Below are 16,777 nucleotides of genomic sequence, written 5' to 3' on the forward strand. Positions count from 1 at the left end.
CCGCCCCGGCCGCCGCGGGGTGTTGTGACCGGTGTCACGGGGGCGCGCTTCGGGGCCGTTCGGACCACCGCCCGCGAGGGGCCCGGCGGTGCTCCGAACGGCCCAGCGCGCGGGGCCGCGTCCCCGGCTCAGCCCAGCAGCAGGTCGGCCACCGAGCGCCGGGGCGTCGGCGGGACCGGCTCGCCGAAACCCAGCCGCAGCACCGTCTGCGGGAACGGCCCGCCCGCCAGCAGGCGCACCTCCTCGCGGATCGCGGGCACCTCCACCGGCTGCGACAGGAACGACGCGGACAGCCCCAGCGAGGTCGCCGTCAGCAGCACCCGCTGCATCGCCTGCCCCGCCTGCACCTCCGCCGCCGGACCGTCGTGGTAGGAGCACAGCACCGCCACCAGGTCGCCGCCGCCGGACCCGGCCGCGCCCACCCGCTCCGGCAGGCCGCGCGCCAGGAAGTCCCGCGTCGCCCACTCGTCACCGGCGGCGGGCCGGGGCCCGGCGGCCCTGGTCGGCACGCCGTCCGCGCCCACCCGCAGCCCCGTCCACCGCCGCAGCTCCGCCCGCACGCGCGGGTCGGCGTCCAGCTCCCGGTGCGCTTGCGCGACCATCCCGCGCAACCGCGCCCGCTCCTCCCGGTCGGTCACCACGTGCAACCAGGACCGCTCCCGCTCCGCCGCGCGCACCAGCGCCACCCGGAACCCCAGCGGCACCGGGTCGGCGCGGAACGGCCTGCGGTTCGTGCGCCGCCGGGGGATCGCCGCGACCAGCGCGGGCTCCGGCTCGGCCGCGCCGCCGACCCGCCGCAGCACGGCCAGCGCGCCGGACCCCGTCCCGCGCGCGACGGTGACCGCGGTCCGCACCCCCGCGCCCTCCAGCGCCACCCGCAGGTTCAGCAGCGCCGCGCCGCAGGAGAGCCGCAGTTCGCGGTCCTCCGGGTCGGTGGCGCGCAGCGCGCGCGAGGTGTCGGCGTGCAGCTCGATCCGGTCTTCCGCGACCCGGAACAGCCAAGGCTGCGTGTTGTGCACCGAAGGGGCGAGGGAGGCCGCTTCCAGTGCGGCCGTCACCTCGTCGTTGGTCAGCCCCAGCGCCATTTCCTGCCTCCCGGCGGACCGCTCGTCATGTATCCGAGGAGACCCCACTCTCTTACCGGGCGGGTGGCTGACACACGGTCGAAGGTCCCACTGCCGGAGAGTCCTGGGACACCGGCCTGGGACCGCGGTGGCGACCACCCCGTCCGCGCGGGCGGATCCGGGCGCGGGGCGCTCACAGGGGACGCACAGCGGACGCTGGTGAACTCCACAGGGGCCGCGCCGATTCTGGGGTTGTCCCGACCGGGGTGGTCCCGGAGCAGGGGAGTCCCGAGCAACCAGGAGCCACCGTGAACACCGAGCAGATGACCCGCCCGCAGGACCAGGCCGCGACCGCAGGCACCGAGACCGGGACCGCCGGCACCGAGACCGCGACCGCCGCCGAGACCGCCGGTGCCGCAACCACCACCGCCGCCGCCGAGCAGGGACGGGACGGCTGGGGCGCGCCCGAGGTGGGCGCCGCGCAGGTCCAGGCCGCCGGCGAGCCGACGTGGGGCGCGATGCCGCCCGCGCCGTCCCAGCCGGTCGCCTCGAAGCGCCCCGCGTGGCTCAGGGGGCGGAACGCGCTGGTCGCCGGCGCGCTGGGGATCGCCGTCGCCGCCGGGCTCGGCGGGTTCGGGATCGGCCTCGCGGTCGGCGACGGCGGCGCGGGCGCCGGTCAGCAGGCCCCAAGCGGTCAGTTCCCCGGTGACGGCCAGTTCCCCGGCGCGGGTGACGGGCAGACCGGCGGCGGCCAGTTCCCCGGCATGGGCGACGGGCAGACCGGGACCGGCCAGTTCCCCGGTGGGCGCACCGGTCGCGGCGGCCAGCAGACGACCCCCGGCACCGGCTCCGGCAGCACCCCCGACACGGATTCCGACACCGGTTCCGGCACCGGCTCCACCACCTGACCCGCGTCCTCGACCCCGTCGAGCCAACCCCTCCCCGGAGCGGGCGGCCCCCCCGATCGTCGGGCGGGCCGCCCGCTCCGGTGTCGTTCCGGGGAAACCGGGTAGACAGCCCTGGTGACCGAACCTGATCCACGCCGCTGGAAAGCCCTCGCCGTCAGCCTCGTGGCCGGGTTCATGAGCCTCCTGGACGTCAGCATCGTCTCCGTCGCCCTGCCCTCCATGCAGCGCGGCCTCGGCACCTCGCCCGCGGGCGTGCAGTGGGTGGTCTCCGGGTACGCGCTCGCCTTCGGCCTGGTCCTGGTCACCGCGGGCAGGCTCGGCGACGCCTACGGCAGGCGCCGGGTGTTCCTGCTGGCGCTGGCGGGGTTCATCGCGTTCAGCGCGCTCGCCGGGCTCGCGCCCACCACCGAGGTGCTGGTGGTCGCCCGGCTGCTGCAGGGCGCGGCGGCGGGCGCGCTCGCGCCGCAGAACTCGGCCCTGATCCAGCAGCTGTTCCGCGGCGCGGAGCGGGCGCGCGCGTTCGGCTTCTTCGGCGCGGTGGTCGGCATCTCCACGGCGGTGGGCCCGGTGGCGGGCGGCGCGATCCTGGCCGCGGCGGGCGAGGACGACGGCTGGCGCTGGGTGTTCTACGTGAACGTCCCGATCGGACTGGTCGCGCTGGTCCTGGCGGCCAGGCTGCTGCCGAGGGCCGGTGTCGGCGAGCGCGGTCGCCTCGACCTGCTCGGCGTGCTGCTGCTGGGCGCGGGCGTGCTGGCCGTGCTGCTGCCGCTGGTGCTGGCCGAGTCGGGCGGCCTGACGGCCCTGTGGTGGCTGTTCCCGCTGGGCGCGGCGCTGCTGGCGGCGTTCGTGGTGTGGGAGCGCCGCACGGCCGCGCGCGGCGGCGACCCGCTGCTCGACGTGACCCTGCTGACCGCCGTCCCCGGCTACGCCTCCGGGCTGCTGCTGGGCACCTGCTACTTCGTGGGCTTCAGCGGGATCTGGCTGGTGTTCGCGCTGTTCTTCCAGACCGGCCTCGGCTACACCCCGCTGCAGTCGGGCCTCGCGGTGACCCCGTTCGCGGTGGGCTCGGCGGCGTCCGCGCTCGTCGGCGGCAGGCTGGTGAGCCGCTGGGGCCGCAAGCTGACCGTGCTGGGCCTGGCCCTGGTCGTGGCGGGCCTGGTGGCGACCGGCCTGCTCCTGCGCCTGGCCCCGCCGCACCTGGCCGGGTGGTGGGCGGCGGGCGCGCTGCTGGTGGGCGGCGTCGGCGGCGGCTGGGTGATCTCCCCGAACACCACGCTGACCCTGCGCAACGTGCCGGTCCGCATGGCGGGCGCGGCGGGCGGCGCCCTGCAGACCGGCCAGCGCATCGGCGCGGCGATCGGCAGCGCCGCGCTCGCCGGGCTGTTCTACCTGGTGCTGGCGGACACCGGTCAGGACTACGGCGCCGCGGTGTCCCTGGCGATCTGGGCGGCGGCGGGGGCTGTGGTGGTGGCGCTGGGCGTCGCGGTGTGGGAGCTGCGCGCGGTCGGCCAGCCGGAGCGGGGCCGGAACTTCGCGGCGGCCGACTAGCCCCGCGCGCCCTCCCACACCCCCGCGACCGCTCTGGTTACCCTGCTGGTCGCGACCGGCTCGTGGCCCCCTCGTGAAACCCCCCGTGAACAGGAGCACCATGCCCCCGACCGCCACCGGAACGCTCGCCGAGACGCCGGGCGGCGTCGACCTCGTGCTGACCCGGACGTTCCGCGCGGACGCCGAGGACGTGTGGGCGTTTCTCACCGAGTCCGACCGGACGGCCCGCTGGTTCGGCCCGTGGGAGGGCGAGGGCCGAGCGGGCGGGACGGTGCGGGTGCGGCTGGAGTTCGAGGACGGGCGGCCGACGTGCGACCTGAAGGTGGAGGCCTGCGAGGCGCCGGGCAGGCTCGTGCTGACCATGCTGGGCACCGGGGCGACGTGGCCGATCGAGCTGCTGGTCGTGCCCGGCGAGGCGGGGGAGACCGAGCTGCGGCTGGTCCACCACCTGGGGGACGACAGCGGGATCGGCGAGATCGGGCCGGGGTGGGAGTACTACCTGGACCTGCTGGTCGCGGCGCGCGAGGGCGCGGAGGTCCCGTCGTTCGAGGACTACTACCCGGCGCTCAAGCCGCACTTCGACGCGCTCAAGCGCTGACCGGTTCATCGGCGCTCGATCGCGATCCCTTGAGGGGCCCGCCCTCGGTTCACCTGTTCGGCCCAGGCCCGCCCGTCCGCGCTTGATTCCATCTATTCCTTCAGTGTGGAACGAAGTCAACGCCCGTGGACCCCATTTGTCCGTTATCGTCCGCGATCACGTAGGTTGCCCGTCGTGCAGCCCACCTGGAAGCAGCGGATCGTCCGGTCCCACCGCGGCCTCGCGATCGCGGCCGTCGTCGCCAACGTCGTCATCGCGGGCACCGGGTCCACCGTGCGGGTGACCGGCTCCGGGCTCGGCTGCACCGAGTGGCCGCACTGCCTGCCCGGCAGCCTCGTGCCCGTCGAGCACCCCGAGCTGGCGATGCTCACCCAGTGGATCGAGTACGGCAACCGGCTGCTCGCCGTCGTGGTCGGCGTCATCGGGGTGCTCTGCCTGCTCGCCGCCTGGTGGTCGAGGCCGCTGCGCACCCGCGTGCTGCTGCTGTCCGCCGTCATGACCGGCGGGGTGTTCGCGCAGGCCGTGATCGGTGGCATCACGGTCAACCTCGGGCTGCTCTGGTGGACCGTCGCCTTCCACTTCGTCGTCTCGCCGGTGCTCGCCTGGTACGCGGTGCTGCTCTGGCGCTCCCTGGACGAGGAGGACGGCCCGGCGCGGCCGATCGCGGGCGCGCTCGCGCAGCGGCTCCTGGTCGCGGCGGTCGTGGTGCTGGCCGCGCTGGTGGTCGTCGGCACGATGGTCACCGGCGCCGGTCCGCACGCGGGCGACGCCGACGTGGCCCGGTTCGACGCGCCCGTCGAGACGCTCGCCCAGGCGCACTCGGTCCTGCTGTACCTCTTCCTCGCTGTGCTGGCGGCGCTCGGCCGGTCGTTGCGCGGGGCCGGGGTGCGCAAGCCGTACCTGGTGCTGCTGGTGGCGGTGCTGCTGCAGGGCGCGGTCGGGTTCGCGCAGTACCTCACCGGGGTGCCCGCCGTGCTGGTGGTGGTGCACGTGCTCGGGTCGATGGCGGTCGTGGTGGCGATGGCGAACCTGTGGACCGCCTGCCGCGTCCGCGAGCCCGCGACCGACCGGGTGGTGCTCGCGGCCTGACCGCCTACCCTGGCGCGGGTGCGCGTGCTGTTCACCTCCGTCGGCGGCCTCGGCCACGTCCTCCCGCTCGTGCCTGCCGCGGAGGCCGTCCGCGCCGCCGGTCACGTGGTCGCGTTCGGCTGCTCCTCGGTCCAGCGGCGGGCGGTCGAGGCGGCCGGGTTCGAGGCGTTCGACCTGGGCGGGAGCACCGCCGCGCCGCCCAGGACGCCGCTGCTCGCGCCGGACCGGGCGCGCGAGGACCGGGACCTGCGCGAGGGGTTCGCGCGGCGCGAGGCGGGTCGGCGGGCGCCGCTGTGCCTCGAGCTGCTCGGGGCGTGGCGGCCGGACGTGGTGGTGTGCGAGGAGGTCGACTTCGGCGGCGTCGTCGCGGCCGAGCGGGCCGGGGTGCCGCACGTGAACGCGCAGGTGATCGCGTCGGGCGCGTTCGTGCGGCCGGAGGTGGTGGGGGAGCCGCTGGCGGCGCTGCGGCAGGAGCACGGCCTGCCGCCGGACCCGGACCTGCTGATGCTGCGCAGGAACCTGCTGCTGTCCCCGTTCCCGCCGAGCTTCCGCGACCCGGCGTTCCCGCTGCCGCCGACGGCCTTCCCGCTGCGGCCCGCGGTGGGCCCGGTCGGGCGGGGGCGGGGCGCGCGGACGACGGTGCACTTCACGCTGGGGACGGTGTTCAACAGCGAGTCCGGCGACCTGTTCGCGCGGGTGCTGGAGGGGCTGTCCGGGCTGCCGGTGGACGTGGTGGCGACGGTGGGGGAGCACGTGGACCCGGCGGAGTTCCGGGTGGGGGAGCGGGTGCGGGTGGAGCGGTACCTGCCGCAGGCGCGGGTGCTGCCGGGGTGCGACGTGGTGGTGTCGCACGGGGGTTCGGGCAGCGTGATGGGCGCGCTGGGGCACGGGTTGCCGCTGGTGCTGCTGCCGATGGGCGCGGACCAGCCGCACAACGCGGAGCGGTGCGCGCGGCTCGGGGTGGGGGTCGAGCTGGACCCGGTGGCAGTGACGCCGGAGGGGGTTCGGGAGGCGGTGGCGGAGGTGCTGGCGGGACCGCACCGAGAGGCGGCGCTGGCGCTGCGCGAGGAGATGCTGGGACTGCCGGAACCGGCCGCGGTGGTGCCGTTGCTGGAGGCGCTGGCGCGCTAGCGCCCCGCCCCCGCTTCCACCCGCTCCGCCCCGCTTCCACCCGCTCCGCCCCCGCCTCCCCCTGCTCCGCCCCCGCTTCCACCCGCTCCGCCCTGCCTCCACCCGCTCCGCCCTCGGCCCGGCCTCCGCGGGTCACCGTCCTGGCCGCCGACCGGTTGGGCGCTCCGACCATCACACCGTTACCCCCGGCGGGCACACTCTGTCACGAAAGCGCGGGTGGAGTTCGTGTTTCCGCAGGTGAAAACCGCCAAAAAGTCCACAGTGGACGAACGAACCCCGCGCCTCGGCCCGCGCCCCGCCTTACAACGATGCAAAAGCCCGAACCCCCGGTTGACGGCCTCGCCAAGTCCACAGTGGACGGAAATCGGACCGACCGGGCCAGTCGACTCACCCGGATGGCGGTTGTCGCGCCCGTGCGAGGATCAGATAGTGCCAACTTCGCCGCATGTGAGAGCACTCGGTCTACGAGCCGTGGCTTGGGGGAAGCTCGCGTGAAACGTCCACCCGTTCCCGTGGCCGCGGACGTGCCTCCCGCCTCGGGCTCGGCGCACCGCACCGGTCGCAGGACGCTGCACCGGATCAGGGTGCTGACCACCGTCTTCGCCTGGCTCAGCGGGGTCCTCACGATCGGCAGCCTCGTCGCGACCGGTGAGGGGCCGCTCCCGATCGGGGTGGCCGCGCTGGTCGCCGGTGTCCTCGCGTGCTGGCTGCGGGTGCCCCGCGACGCGTGGTGGATCCCGCCGCTGGAGGGCGTGGTCGCGTTCGCCTCGCTGCTCCTGCTACCCGACCCGCAGGTCGTCGTGGGCTTCGTCATCGGCGCCACGGTCCGCCGCGCCCTCTACCCCGAGGACGCCGGGTTCTGGTCCAAGTCCGCCGTGCTCGTCGGCAGCTACCTCACCGGCCTGGCCGCGTCGCTGCTCTGGGGCTGGGGCGTGATCCGCCCGGAGCTGCTGCCGACCCTGCTGATGCCGCTGGCGGGCATGGCCGTCGCCGCCGCCGCGCTGCACGAGGCGGCCCGCGCGGTGCTGCGCGCCGAGTCGGCCCAGCGCGGCGCCGAGCACGCCCGCGCCACCGCCACCGCCGTCCTGCAGGCCAGCCCGGTCGGCCTGGTGCTGCTCGACTCCGGCGGCGCGCCCGTGCTGCACAACGAGCGCGCCCAGTTCCTGCTGGACTGGGCGGGCCAGAACGGGGCCGCGGTGCCCTGCCCGCACGGCCCCAACATCGCGGTGTGCGAGAGGGGTTGCCGCGACGCCGACGCCGAGCCCGTGGAGGTCTGGGTCGCCGACCGCGACCGCGTCCTCGCGCTGCACCCGGTGCGCGTCGAGCAGGCGGGCGACGAGGACCGCACCCTGGTGGCCGCCGTGGACATCAGCGTCCGCCGCCGCCTGGAGGACGAGCTGCGGCACCGCTCCGAGCGCGACGTCCTCACCGGCCTGACCAGCCGCTCGCACTTCCTGCACCTGCTGGACCGCGCGCTGCGCGCGGGCGACGTCGGCCTGCTCGTGCTCGACCTCGACCAGTTCAAGGAGGTCAACGACACCGAGGGCCACGACGCGGGCGACCAGTACCTGGTGGCCGCCTCCCGCCGCATCCGCGCCGCCGTCGAACCGGACGCGGTCGCCGCGCGCCTGGGCGGCGACGAGTTCGCGGTGCTGGCGCCGGGCTTGGACGAGCAGGCCTGCGGCCAGCTCGCGAAGTCCGTGCTGGCGGAGCTGGAGAAGCCCTGGTCGGACCTGGGGTACGACGTGCGGATGCAGGCCAGCATCGGCGTCGCGGTGTCCTCGGCGGCTGCGGGGGTGGTCGGCACCGCGGAGCTGCTGCGCGACGCCGACACCGCGATGTACGTGGCCAAGCGCGAGGGCGGCGCGCGCGCCCGCTGCTTCCGCAGGGAGATGGGCGAGCAGGCGCTGGCCCGCCAGCGCGACAAGCTCGACCTGCGCGCCGCGATCGGCACCGACCAGCTCGTCCTGCACTACCAGCCCATCGTGGACCTGGCCACGACGGCGATCTCCGGCGCGGAGGCCCTGGTCCGCTGGGAGCGGCCGGGGCGAGGACTGCTCGGGCCCGGCGAGTTCATCGGCCTTGCCGAGCAGACCGGCCTGATCGTGCCGCTGGGGTCCAGCGTGCTCACCTCGGCGTGCACGCAGGCCGCAGGTTGGCGCGCGGCCGGGCGCGAGCTGGGCGTCACGGTCAACGTGTCCACCAGGCAGCTGTCCGCACCCGGTTTCCTGGCCGCGCTGGCTAAGTCTTTGGACGTGTCGGGCCTGCAGGCGTCGGCGCTGACCATCGAGGTGACCGAGTCGGTGTGGGCGGACGAGGCCGCGATGCGCGCGCTGATGGCGGTGCGGGAGACGGGGGTGCGGGTGGCCCTGGACGACTTCGGCACCGGCTACTCGTCCCTGAGCTACCTGCACCGCTACCCGTTCGACGTGGTGAAGATCGACAAGTCGTTCACCTGGGCCCTCGGCGACACCGGCCGCACGGCGGGCGTGGTGCGCTGCATCATCGACCTGGCGGACGTGCTGGGCGCGGTGACCGTCGCGGAGGGCATCGAGACGCCCGAGCAGGCGGAGTGGCTGCGCAGGGCGGGGTGCGGTTACGGGCAGGGGTTCTTGTTCGGCCGCCCCGACCTGCCGCGCAACCTGGCACTTCCGCAGGTCGGGCGCTGAGATTCTGGTTGGGGGTGGGCGAGGGAAGGGGCCCGCGTCATGACGACGCGGGCCCGCACTGTACCCAAGCCGCTTTGCGGGTTGACTGCTTCGCGGGTTGACTGCCTTGCGGGCCAACTGTCTTGCGGGTTGACCGCTTCGCGGGCTGCGGGGCGAGCGCAGCGAGCCCACGCAGCCCCCATCCCGCGTCCCTCTTCTCCGTTTGGCCTGGCGAAGCCCGAGCGCAGGTGTCAAGACGCCGCCGCATTGCGCGGTAGATCGGGGTGTCAAACGGCGTCTTGACGCCTGTGCTTGCCTGAAAGGAGGCCAAACGGAGAAGAGGGACCCCGCCCACCGCAGTAGTACAACGGGACCACAGGACCAACGGCCACCGGCCGGCAGAGCCTGTGCCCCTCTTTTTTGGAGGTCTGCCCCGCCGGCGAGGCGTTGTTTTTGGCTTTTGACTTTGATTTTTTCGCTTTGGTCTTATAGCTCCTCTCAGAATGAGTTGGTTGGTGTTTCGGCTGGTGGGGAACCCGATAGGTCTTGGCTGCGCCGTGGATCGTCGATGACGAGGTGTTGGATCTGGTCAAGCCGTTGATCCCGGTCCCGACCAGGAACTTCCGATAGCCCGGCCCTAAATGGCTGCCCACCCGCGAGTGTCTGCAGGGCATCCTGTTCGTGCTGCACACCGGGATCGAGTGGGCCGACCTGCCCACCGAGCTCGGGTTCGGGTCCGGTTCGACCTGCCGCCGCAGGATGCTGGTCGTCGACGGCGCCGGGCATCCTCTGACCGTGGCGGTCAGCGCGGCCAGCACCCACGACACCGGCACTCTGGGCGAGATGGTCGACGCGATGCCCCGCGTCGCCGGGAGACCCGGCAGGCCGGAGGTGCTGCTCGCCGACCGCGGTTACAGACAGCCAGGCCAACCGGAACACCCTGCGCCGGGTGGTCGAACGCACCCTGTCCTGACTGCACCGGTACCGACGCCTGCGTACCCGCTGGTACCGCCGGGCCGACCTGCACCAAGGCTCCCTCAACCTGGCCCGCGCACTGATCTGCCACCGACGCCTCCACTCATGCTGAAAGGAGGTCTAAGGTGTGCCGGTGTCCATGACGATCACGGTTCCGTACGACGAGCGCCTGTTCAAGCGCACGACCCAGTTCCTGCTCCGCCCGCAGCTCAACCGGCTCTACGTGCTGGGCGCGGTGCTCGTCGCGCTTGGCGTCGCCATGCTGACCCTGACGACGATCGACAAGGTGGTGGGGGTCGTCTGTGTGGTCCTCGGCCCCCTGCTGGTGTTCCGCATCGGGCGGGTCACGGCCGCCCAGGCGCTGGAGGCGCAGTGGTCCGCCACTCGGGCCGCGTTCAACCTGGTGATCGACGACCAGTGGGTGAGCATCGCGTACCCGCTGGCCCAGATGCGGTGCCACTGGGAGACGGTGGCGCGGGTCGTGGAGAAGCCCGACGTCTGGTACCTGATGTTCACCAAGTCGCAGGCCGTCCCGCTGCCCAAGAACCTCATGACCCCGGAGCAGCAGGCCGAGTTCGCCGCCCTCGCCGCCGCGCGGACGTCGGTGGTCCCGCTACGGCGTGCGTCGGCCCAGCGCGCGTGAAATAGCCCGGCCACCGGCCCGCACGGCGGGCAGCACGGTGTCGGTGCGGGTCTCGATCGGCACCACCACGGAGACGGCCACCACGTCGCCGTTCGGGCCGCGCACCGCGGCGGCCACCCGCACCCGCAGCACGGCCTTCTCCACCGCATCCACGAACGACCCACCCACAGGGTGTTTCCGCGACGGACTGTGGGATCTGGTCGAGCCACTGATCCCGGTCCCGACCAGGAACTTTCGATAGCCCGGCCGTAAACGGCTGCCCGCTAGTGCTTGCAGGGCATCCTGTTCGTGCTGCACACCGGGATCGAGTGGGCCGACCTGCCCACCGAGCTCGGGTTCGGGTCCGGTTCGGCCTGCCGCCGCAGGATGGTGGACCGAGGCCGGGGTCTGGCAGCGCCTGCACGAGGTGCTGCTGGCCGAGTTGCACGCCGCGAACCGGATCGACCGGTCACGCGCGGCCATCGACTCCTCCCACGTCAGGGCACTAAAAAGGGGGGCCTTCACCGGCCCGAGCCCGATCGATCGCCGCAAGACCGGCTCGAAACACCACGTCGTCGTCGATGGTGTCGGTCACCCGCTGACGGTCGCGGTCAGCGCCGCCAACACCCACGACACCAGCACGCTGGGCGAGATGGTCGACGCGATGCCCCGCGTCGCCGGGAAACCCGGCAGGCCCCGGTGGCGGCCGGAGGTGATGCTCGCCGACCGCGGCTACGACAGCCAGGTCAACCGGAACACCCTGCGCACCCGCTGGGACCGCCGGGACGACCTCCACCAAGGCTTCCTCAACCTGGCCCGCGCACTGATCTGCCACCGACGCCTCCACTCATTCTGAAAGGAGGTCTTAAAGTCAAAAGCTGAAAGTCAAGAGCTTAAAAGCACGCCTCGCCGGCGGGGCAGACCTCCAAAAAAGAGGGGACACGAGCTCTGCCGGCCGGTGACACTTCCGCTGGTGGTCCGGTTTACCCCTGCGGTGGTCCGGGTCCCTCTTCTCCGTGTGGCCTCCTTTCAGGCAAGCACGCTCGTCAAGACGCCGTACGGCTCGGGCGGTCTGCCGGACAATGCGGCGGCGTCTTGACAAGCGTGCTCGGGCTTCGCCAGGCCAAACGGAGAAGAGGGACGCGGGATCAGGGAGCTGCGGGCTCGCTTCGCTCGCCCCGCAGCCCGCGAGGCAGTCAACCCACAAGGCAGTCAGCCGACAAGGCAGTCAACCCGCGAGGCAGTCAACCCGCGAGGCAGTCAACCAGCACCCCGCGAGTGCGCTCGCCCTGCACCCCGCAGCGTCGCGGCTGCGCCCCGATCCCGCCTCAGCTCACCGCGCCACCCAGCTCTGGTTCGCCCCACCGTGGCACTGGTACGCCCCGACCCCCGTCGTCGGCGTCCCCGTCGGGTACTCCTGGTCCAGGCACTCCCCGGTCGCCAGGTTCACCGCCGTGAACGGCTCCCCGCCCTGCTCGTCGTGGCTCACCCGCCACCGCTGGTTCGCCCCGCCGTGGCACCGGTACGCGCCCACCCCGCTGGTCCGCCTGCCCCCTGGGAACTCCTGGTCCAGGCAGAACCCCGTGCGCGCGTCCACGAACTCCGCCACGTCCGGCTCCACCCACCGGGCCCGCCAGCGCTGGTTGTCCCCGCCGTGGCAGTCGCCCGCCGCGACGCCCGTGGTGACCGCCCCGCCCGGCAGCTCCTGGTCCGCGCACCACCCGCTGGCCGCGTTGACCAGCACCGGTTCCGGGGCGACCCCCTCGCCGCGTACCAAACCGATGTCCACGGCCGCGTACCGCGACCCGGTCTCGGCGAACCGCACCGGCAGGCTCGTGGCGTCCGCGCCCAGCAGGTCGAAGTCGGTGTGCGCGCCGGACGAGCCCGCGCCCGCGTTCGGCCTCGCCAGCCTGTACCCCTGCGGGACCTCGGCCCTGACCTGGTACGCGCCCGTCGCCAGCGCGTCGAAGTGGTACCAGCCGTAGTCGGAGGTCGTGGTGCTGGCCCTGACCTCCGCCCCGGTGAGGTCGCGTCCCCACAGGTGCACGGTCACCGCGACCCGCTCGGGGGAGGCGTCGCGCGCGCCGTCGTCGTCCGCGTCCACGCTGACCTGACCGCCGAGCGTGCCGCCCTGCTGCGGGAACCACGCCTGCCCGGCCCTGGGGGAGCCGGAGGTCAGCTCGACGTCCCAGGTCCGGTCGGCGAGCGCCGCGTACCCGGTGCGGTCGGCCTCGACCTGGTACGAGCCCAGCGGCAGTCCGGTGAAGCGGAAGTCGCCGCGCTCGTCGGTCCTGGTGGTCCTGCGCTCCCCTGTGGCGCGCTGGAGCGCTGTCACGGTCACGCCCGCGCGGCGCGCCTCGTGCTCGCCGGGCTGGCGGTCCTGGTCCTTGTCGACCCAGACCGTGCCCGCGATCTCACCGGCGTCCTGCGCGTGCGCCGGGCCCGCCGCCGCGCCCGTGCCCACCAGTGCCGCCGCCGCCACCGCGCTCCACGCCGCGCGCCATCTCCTCACCACGCGAAAACCCCACTGTGCCAGGGCCGAATCGGCACCGCCGTCGTCGTCAGGGGAAGAGCCTAGACCCGATCACCCGGCAAGATCGACTCCACCGGCGGTGGCTGCGGGACCGGTGTGGTCCCGGTGGGAAACCGTTATGCGGCACCGTGAACAACACCACCCGCGGTAGGGGTTGCGCCCCGGCGGCAGCCGGTCGGCGGACCTCCGGGACGCCCCTCAGCGCCCGGCGCGCAGCCCGGCCACGAGCAAGTCCAGCAGTCGCCCGGCCTGCGCCGCGTCGTCGGTGGCGTTCGCGATCCCGGCCATGCCCACCAGCACGTCCAGCGCGGGCACGTCGTCGCGCAGCGCGCCCGTCCGCACCGCCGCGTCCACCAGCACCCCCAGCGCCTCCAGGAGCCGCTTCCTGGCGTGCGGGAACGGGGTCTCCGCGCCGGTGATCACCGCGCGCAGCGCGTCGGCGAGCCCCCGCTTGGTGTCCAGGTACTCCAGGAACAGGTCCATCCACCGCCGCAGCGCGACCTCGGGCGGCGAGGTGGTCAGCAGGTGCGGCGCGGCGTCGCACAGCCGGTCCAGCTCGGCCCGGTACACCTGCTCGATGAGCGCCTCGCGGGTCGGGAAGTGCCGGTAGAGGGTGCCGATGCCCACGCCCGCCTGCTTCGCGATGCCCTCCAGGGGCGCGTCGGCGCGCTCGGTGAACGCGGCCAGCGCGGCGGCCAGGAGCTTGTCGCGGTTGCGCTGGGCGTCGGCCCGCAGCGGGCGCTGGTCGGGGTCGGTCACGGCGGCGTCCTCCGGGATCGGTTGCAAGCGGAGGGCCCTCCGGTTAGTCTCGAAGAAGCGGAGGAACCTCCGCTTCATCCTAGCCCAGCGATCCGGGGAGATCATGACCGCGAACACCGCACCGCGCTTCACCGCCTCCTCCACGGCCGCCGAGGTGGTGGCCGGGATCGACCTGACCGGCAAGCGCGCCGTCGTCACCGGCGCCGCCTCGGGCATCGGCGTCGAGACCGCCAGGGCCCTCGCGTCCGCGGGCGCCCAGGTCACCCTGGCCGTGCGCGACCGCGCCGCCGGTGAGCGCGCCGCCGCCGACATCACCGCCACCACCGGCAGCACCGCCGTCCGCGTCGCCCCGCTCGACCTGGCCGACCAGGTCTCCGTGGCCGCCTTCACCGCCAACTGGGACGACCCGCTGCACCTGCTGGTCAACAACGCGGCCGTCATGGCCTGCCCGCTCGCCCGCACCCCCGAGGGGTGGGAGCTCCAGTTCGCCACCAACCACCTCGGCCACTTCGCCCTGACCAAGGGGCTGCACCGGCACCTGGCGGCGGCGGGCGGCGCGCGCGTGGTCTCGGTCAGCTCCAGCGCCCACCACCGCTCGCCGGTCGTCTTCGACGACGTCCACTGCACCGAGCGCGAGTACCAGGCGTGGGACGCCTACGCGCAGAGCAAGACCGCGAACGTCCTCTTCGGAGTGAGCGCCACCACGAGGTGGGCCGCCGACGGGATCACCGTGAACGCCCTGATGCCCGGCTCGATCAGCACGAACCTCCAGCGCCACGTGGACCTCGAGGAGATCGCGCGGGCCCGCGCGGCGGCGGGCGTCACCGAGGTCCGGCGCAAGAGCCCCGAGCAGGGCGCGGCCACCTCGGTCTACGTCGCCACCGCGCCCGAGCTGGAAGGCCTGGGCGGCAAGTACTTCGAGGACTGCGCCGAGGCGGGGCCGTTCGTGCCCGGAACCAACCGGGGCGTGGCCGACCACGCGCTCGACCCGGAGGCCGCCGACCGGCTGTGGGAGGTCTCGCTCCGCACCCTGGCGGGCTGAGAGCGCCGCCCGCGGGGGACCTCACGCGTCCCCCGCGGGCAGCACCACCCGGAACACCGACCCCACCCCCGGTTCGCTCTCCGCCACCACCGAACCCCCGTGCAGCTCCACCAGGTGCCTGCTGATCGCCAGCCCCAACCCGCTGCCGCCCGTGGCCCGGTTGCGCGACGGGTCGGCCCGCCAGAACCGGTCGAACACCCGCGCCAGATCCTCCGGCGCCAAACCCTCCCCGGTGTCCACCACCTCCAGCACCACCACACCGCCCCCACCGCGCCCGCGCACCACCACCGACCCGCCCGACGGCGTGTGCCGCACCGCGTTGCCCACCAGGTTCGCCAGAACCTGCCGCAACCGCACCGGATCGCCGTGCAGCACCAGCTCCCCGGCGCACGCCACCTCCAGCCGCACCCCCTGAGCCCGCGCCGACACCCGGTGCGCCGCCGCGGTCTGCGCCACCAGCTCCACCACGTCCACCGGCTCCCGGTGCAACCGCAGCGCCCCCGCGTCCGCCTGCGCCAGGTCCCGCAGGTCGTCCACCATGTGCTGCAACAGGAAAGCCTCCTCCAGCAGCATCGCGATCAGCGCCGGATCGGGCTCGGCCAGCCCGTCCTGCGTCGCCTCCAACCACCCGGTGATGTTCGCCAGCGGCGTCCGCAGCTCGTGCGCCACGTCGCTCACCATCGCCCTGCGCTGCCGCTCCACCTCGGCCAACCGCTCCGACAGCGCGTTGAACGCCCCCGCCAGCTCCCCGACCTCACCGCTGGGCTCGCGCACCCGCACCGACCGGTCCCCGCCGGTCATCCGCCGCGCCGCCGCCGTCAGCGCCCGCACCGGCCGCACCACCGCCGTCGCCGTCCCCCAGGACGCCAACCCCGCCACCACCAGGATTCCCGCGCCGGTCAGCGCGATCCGCGTCGCGCCCGCCGTGGACAGGTCGATCGGCCGCGGCTCGCCGCCGGTCGGCGCGGTCAGGAACAGCAGCGCGGGCTGGGCCACGTGCGAGGCCAACTGCTCCCGGCGGGCAGCCAGCGCGCACGCCGCCAGCTCCGGGTCCCCGGTCACCTCGTCGCGCAGGTACCACCCGGCGTCCCGCTTCGCCAGCGCCCGCAGCGAGACGGGCGGCGAGACGGGCGTCGACGGGGACGGGGCCGCAGACGGGGGCGAGGTGCGCGCCAGGCAGGCCGCCGTCCGCCCCTCCAGGTCGACCAGCGCGGGCCACTCCACCTCCAGCGGCGCGTTCACCCACAGCGCGTCGCACCGCTGCCCGCCGTCCCGGCCGTTCCCGTCGGGCGCGGTGGTCCAGGCGGGCGCGGTCGACTCGGCCACCCACGGCCGCTCGCCCGGCAACCGCCGCACCACCACCGCCGCGCACTGCCGCACCCGCGCCAACCGGGACTCCAGCTCCGCCAACGACCCGCCGTCCAGCGCGAACGGGCCGACCGCGCGCGGGTCGACCTCCCCGCCGCCGGGCTTGAGCACCGCGTTCACGGTCAGCGGGTCGACCTGCACCCTCGCGTTCACCGGCAGCTCCGGCGCGCCCGGACCGCCCGAGTCCGCGAGCACCGCCCGACCGGGCGTGGTCAGCGCGACCCGCCGCCCGGTCTCCACCGCCAACCGGTCCACAGTGGACTGAACGCCGGACCAGTCCGGGTGCGTCGCGGCGAACCCCAGCAGCTCGTCGTAGATCCGCGCGTCCACCGCCAGCGCCTCGCCCTGCTCCTGCCGGATCGCGCCCGTCGTGGCCTGCGAGGCCAACCACGCCGTCACCGCGATCGAGCACGCGGCGATCAGCGCCGACATCGCCGAGATCCGCACCAGCAGGCTGTGCCACCGCCCCGTCCGCCCGGCCGCCCCGCTCAT

13 protein-coding genes and 2 pseudogenes are annotated in these 16,777 nt (G+C 74.3%); 10 read left to right on the forward strand and 5 right to left on the reverse strand.

The window, feature by feature from the left end:
- Positions 1–128 precede the first annotated feature (128 nt).
- Complete coding sequence (locus tag CNX65_RS12900; protein ID WP_096493004.1) at positions 129–1,085, reverse strand: Acg family FMN-binding oxidoreductase; 957 nt, start codon at positions 1,083–1,085, stop codon at positions 129–131.
- Positions 1,086–1,372: 287 nt separating this feature from the next.
- Between CNX65_RS12900 and CNX65_RS12905 the strand changes: the two genes are divergently transcribed.
- From CNX65_RS12905 to CNX65_RS12945, 8 genes and pseudogenes are all read left to right on the forward strand, one after another.
- Positions 1,373–1,972, forward strand: coding sequence for a hypothetical protein (locus CNX65_RS12905; RefSeq protein ID WP_096493005.1), 600 nt, complete (start codon positions 1,373–1,375; stop codon positions 1,970–1,972).
- A gap of 174 nt (positions 1,973–2,146) precedes the next feature.
- On the forward strand, positions 2,147–3,520 hold the full coding sequence (locus CNX65_RS12910; protein WP_232520155.1) for an MFS transporter: 1,374 nt from the start codon (positions 2,147–2,149) through the stop codon (positions 3,518–3,520).
- A gap of 100 nt (positions 3,521–3,620) precedes the next feature.
- On the forward strand, positions 3,621–4,118 hold the full coding sequence (locus CNX65_RS12915) for an SRPBCC family protein (protein WP_096493007.1): 498 nt from the start codon (positions 3,621–3,623) through the stop codon (positions 4,116–4,118).
- 174 nt (positions 4,119–4,292) lie between these two features.
- Entirely contained in the window at positions 4,293–5,207 is a 915-nt protein-coding gene (locus tag CNX65_RS12920; RefSeq protein WP_096493008.1) for a COX15/CtaA family protein, read from the forward strand.
- 18 nt (positions 5,208–5,225) lie between these two features.
- The gene (locus tag CNX65_RS12925) at positions 5,226–6,338 is read left to right on the forward strand and encodes a glycosyltransferase (protein ID WP_096493009.1); all 1,113 of its coding nucleotides are present in this window, start codon (positions 5,226–5,228) and stop codon (positions 6,336–6,338) included.
- 512 nt (positions 6,339–6,850) lie between these two features.
- The gene (locus tag CNX65_RS12935; protein WP_157767619.1) at positions 6,851–9,007 is read left to right on the forward strand and encodes a putative bifunctional diguanylate cyclase/phosphodiesterase; all 2,157 of its coding nucleotides are present in this window, start codon (positions 6,851–6,853) and stop codon (positions 9,005–9,007) included.
- Positions 9,008–9,631: 624 nt separating this feature from the next.
- Positions 9,632–9,904, forward strand: a pseudogene (locus CNX65_RS38315) (transposase); the annotation flags it as partial.
- Positions 9,905–10,100: 196 nt separating this feature from the next.
- Positions 10,101–10,604: a YcxB family protein gene (locus tag CNX65_RS12945; RefSeq protein WP_157767620.1), complete on the forward strand. Its 504-nt coding sequence runs from the start codon at positions 10,101–10,103 to the stop codon at positions 10,602–10,604.
- On the opposite strand, the gene CNX65_RS12950 is transcribed toward CNX65_RS12945, so the two are convergent.
- Positions 10,575–10,757, reverse strand: coding sequence for a hypothetical protein (locus tag CNX65_RS12950; protein ID WP_177154377.1), 183 nt, complete (start codon positions 10,755–10,757; stop codon positions 10,575–10,577). The two genes, CNX65_RS12945 and CNX65_RS12950, sit on opposite strands and share 30 nt — an antisense overlap.
- Positions 10,758–10,791: 34 nt before the next feature.
- Between CNX65_RS12950 and CNX65_RS12955 the strand changes: the two are divergent.
- Positions 10,792–11,439: pseudogene (locus CNX65_RS12955) on the forward strand (IS5 family transposase).
- A gap of 477 nt (positions 11,440–11,916) precedes the next feature.
- On the opposite strand, the gene CNX65_RS12960 reads toward CNX65_RS12955, so the two are convergent.
- Both CNX65_RS12960 and CNX65_RS12965 read right to left on the reverse strand, forming a co-directional pair.
- Positions 11,917–13,095 (reverse strand): SdrD B-like domain-containing protein, encoded by a 1,179-nt coding sequence (locus CNX65_RS12960; RefSeq protein WP_157767621.1) that lies wholly within the window; start codon positions 13,093–13,095, stop codon positions 11,917–11,919.
- Positions 13,096–13,314: 219 nt separating this feature from the next.
- Complete coding sequence (locus CNX65_RS12965; RefSeq protein WP_096497758.1) at positions 13,315–13,875, reverse strand: TetR/AcrR family transcriptional regulator; 561 nt, start codon at positions 13,873–13,875, stop codon at positions 13,315–13,317.
- A gap of 103 nt (positions 13,876–13,978) precedes the next feature.
- Between CNX65_RS12965 and CNX65_RS12970 the strand changes: the two genes are divergently transcribed.
- Positions 13,979–14,917, forward strand: coding sequence for an SDR family NAD(P)-dependent oxidoreductase (locus tag CNX65_RS12970; protein WP_096493013.1), 939 nt, complete (start codon positions 13,979–13,981; stop codon positions 14,915–14,917).
- Positions 14,918–14,938: 21 nt separating this feature from the next.
- Here the strand turns inward: CNX65_RS12970 and CNX65_RS12975 are convergent, their stop codons facing one another.
- The gene (locus tag CNX65_RS12975; protein WP_198320464.1) at positions 14,939–16,777 is read right to left on the reverse strand and encodes a sensor histidine kinase; all 1,839 of its coding nucleotides are present in this window, start codon (positions 16,775–16,777) and stop codon (positions 14,939–14,941) included.

This window comes from Actinosynnema pretiosum, from assembly GCF_002354875.1.
GTDB lineage: Bacteria > Actinomycetota > Actinomycetes > Mycobacteriales > Pseudonocardiaceae > Actinosynnema > Actinosynnema auranticum.

What these genes read in the sequence shown, in the direction of transcription:
- CNX65_RS12900 (WP_096493004.1), bottom strand. Translation starts at nt 1,085, where the DNA reads ATGGCGCTGGGGCTGACCAACGACGAGGTGACGGCCGCACTGGAAGCG.
- CNX65_RS12910 (WP_232520155.1), top strand. Translation starts at nt 2,147, where the DNA reads ATGAGCCTCCTGGACGTCAGCATCGTCTCCGTCGCCCTGCCCTCCATG.
- CNX65_RS12915 (WP_096493007.1), top strand. Translation starts at nt 3,621, where the DNA reads ATGCCCCCGACCGCCACCGGAACGCTCGCCGAGACGCCGGGCGGCGTC.
- CNX65_RS12945 (WP_157767620.1), top strand. Translation starts at nt 10,101, where the DNA reads ATGACGATCACGGTTCCGTACGACGAGCGCCTGTTCAAGCGCACGACC.
- CNX65_RS12970 (WP_096493013.1), top strand. Translation starts at nt 13,979, where the DNA reads ATGACCGCGAACACCGCACCGCGCTTCACCGCCTCCTCCACGGCCGCC.
- CNX65_RS12975 (WP_198320464.1), bottom strand. Translation starts at nt 16,777, where the DNA reads ATGAGCGGGGCGGCCGGGCGGACGGGGCGGTGGCACAGCCTGCTGGTG.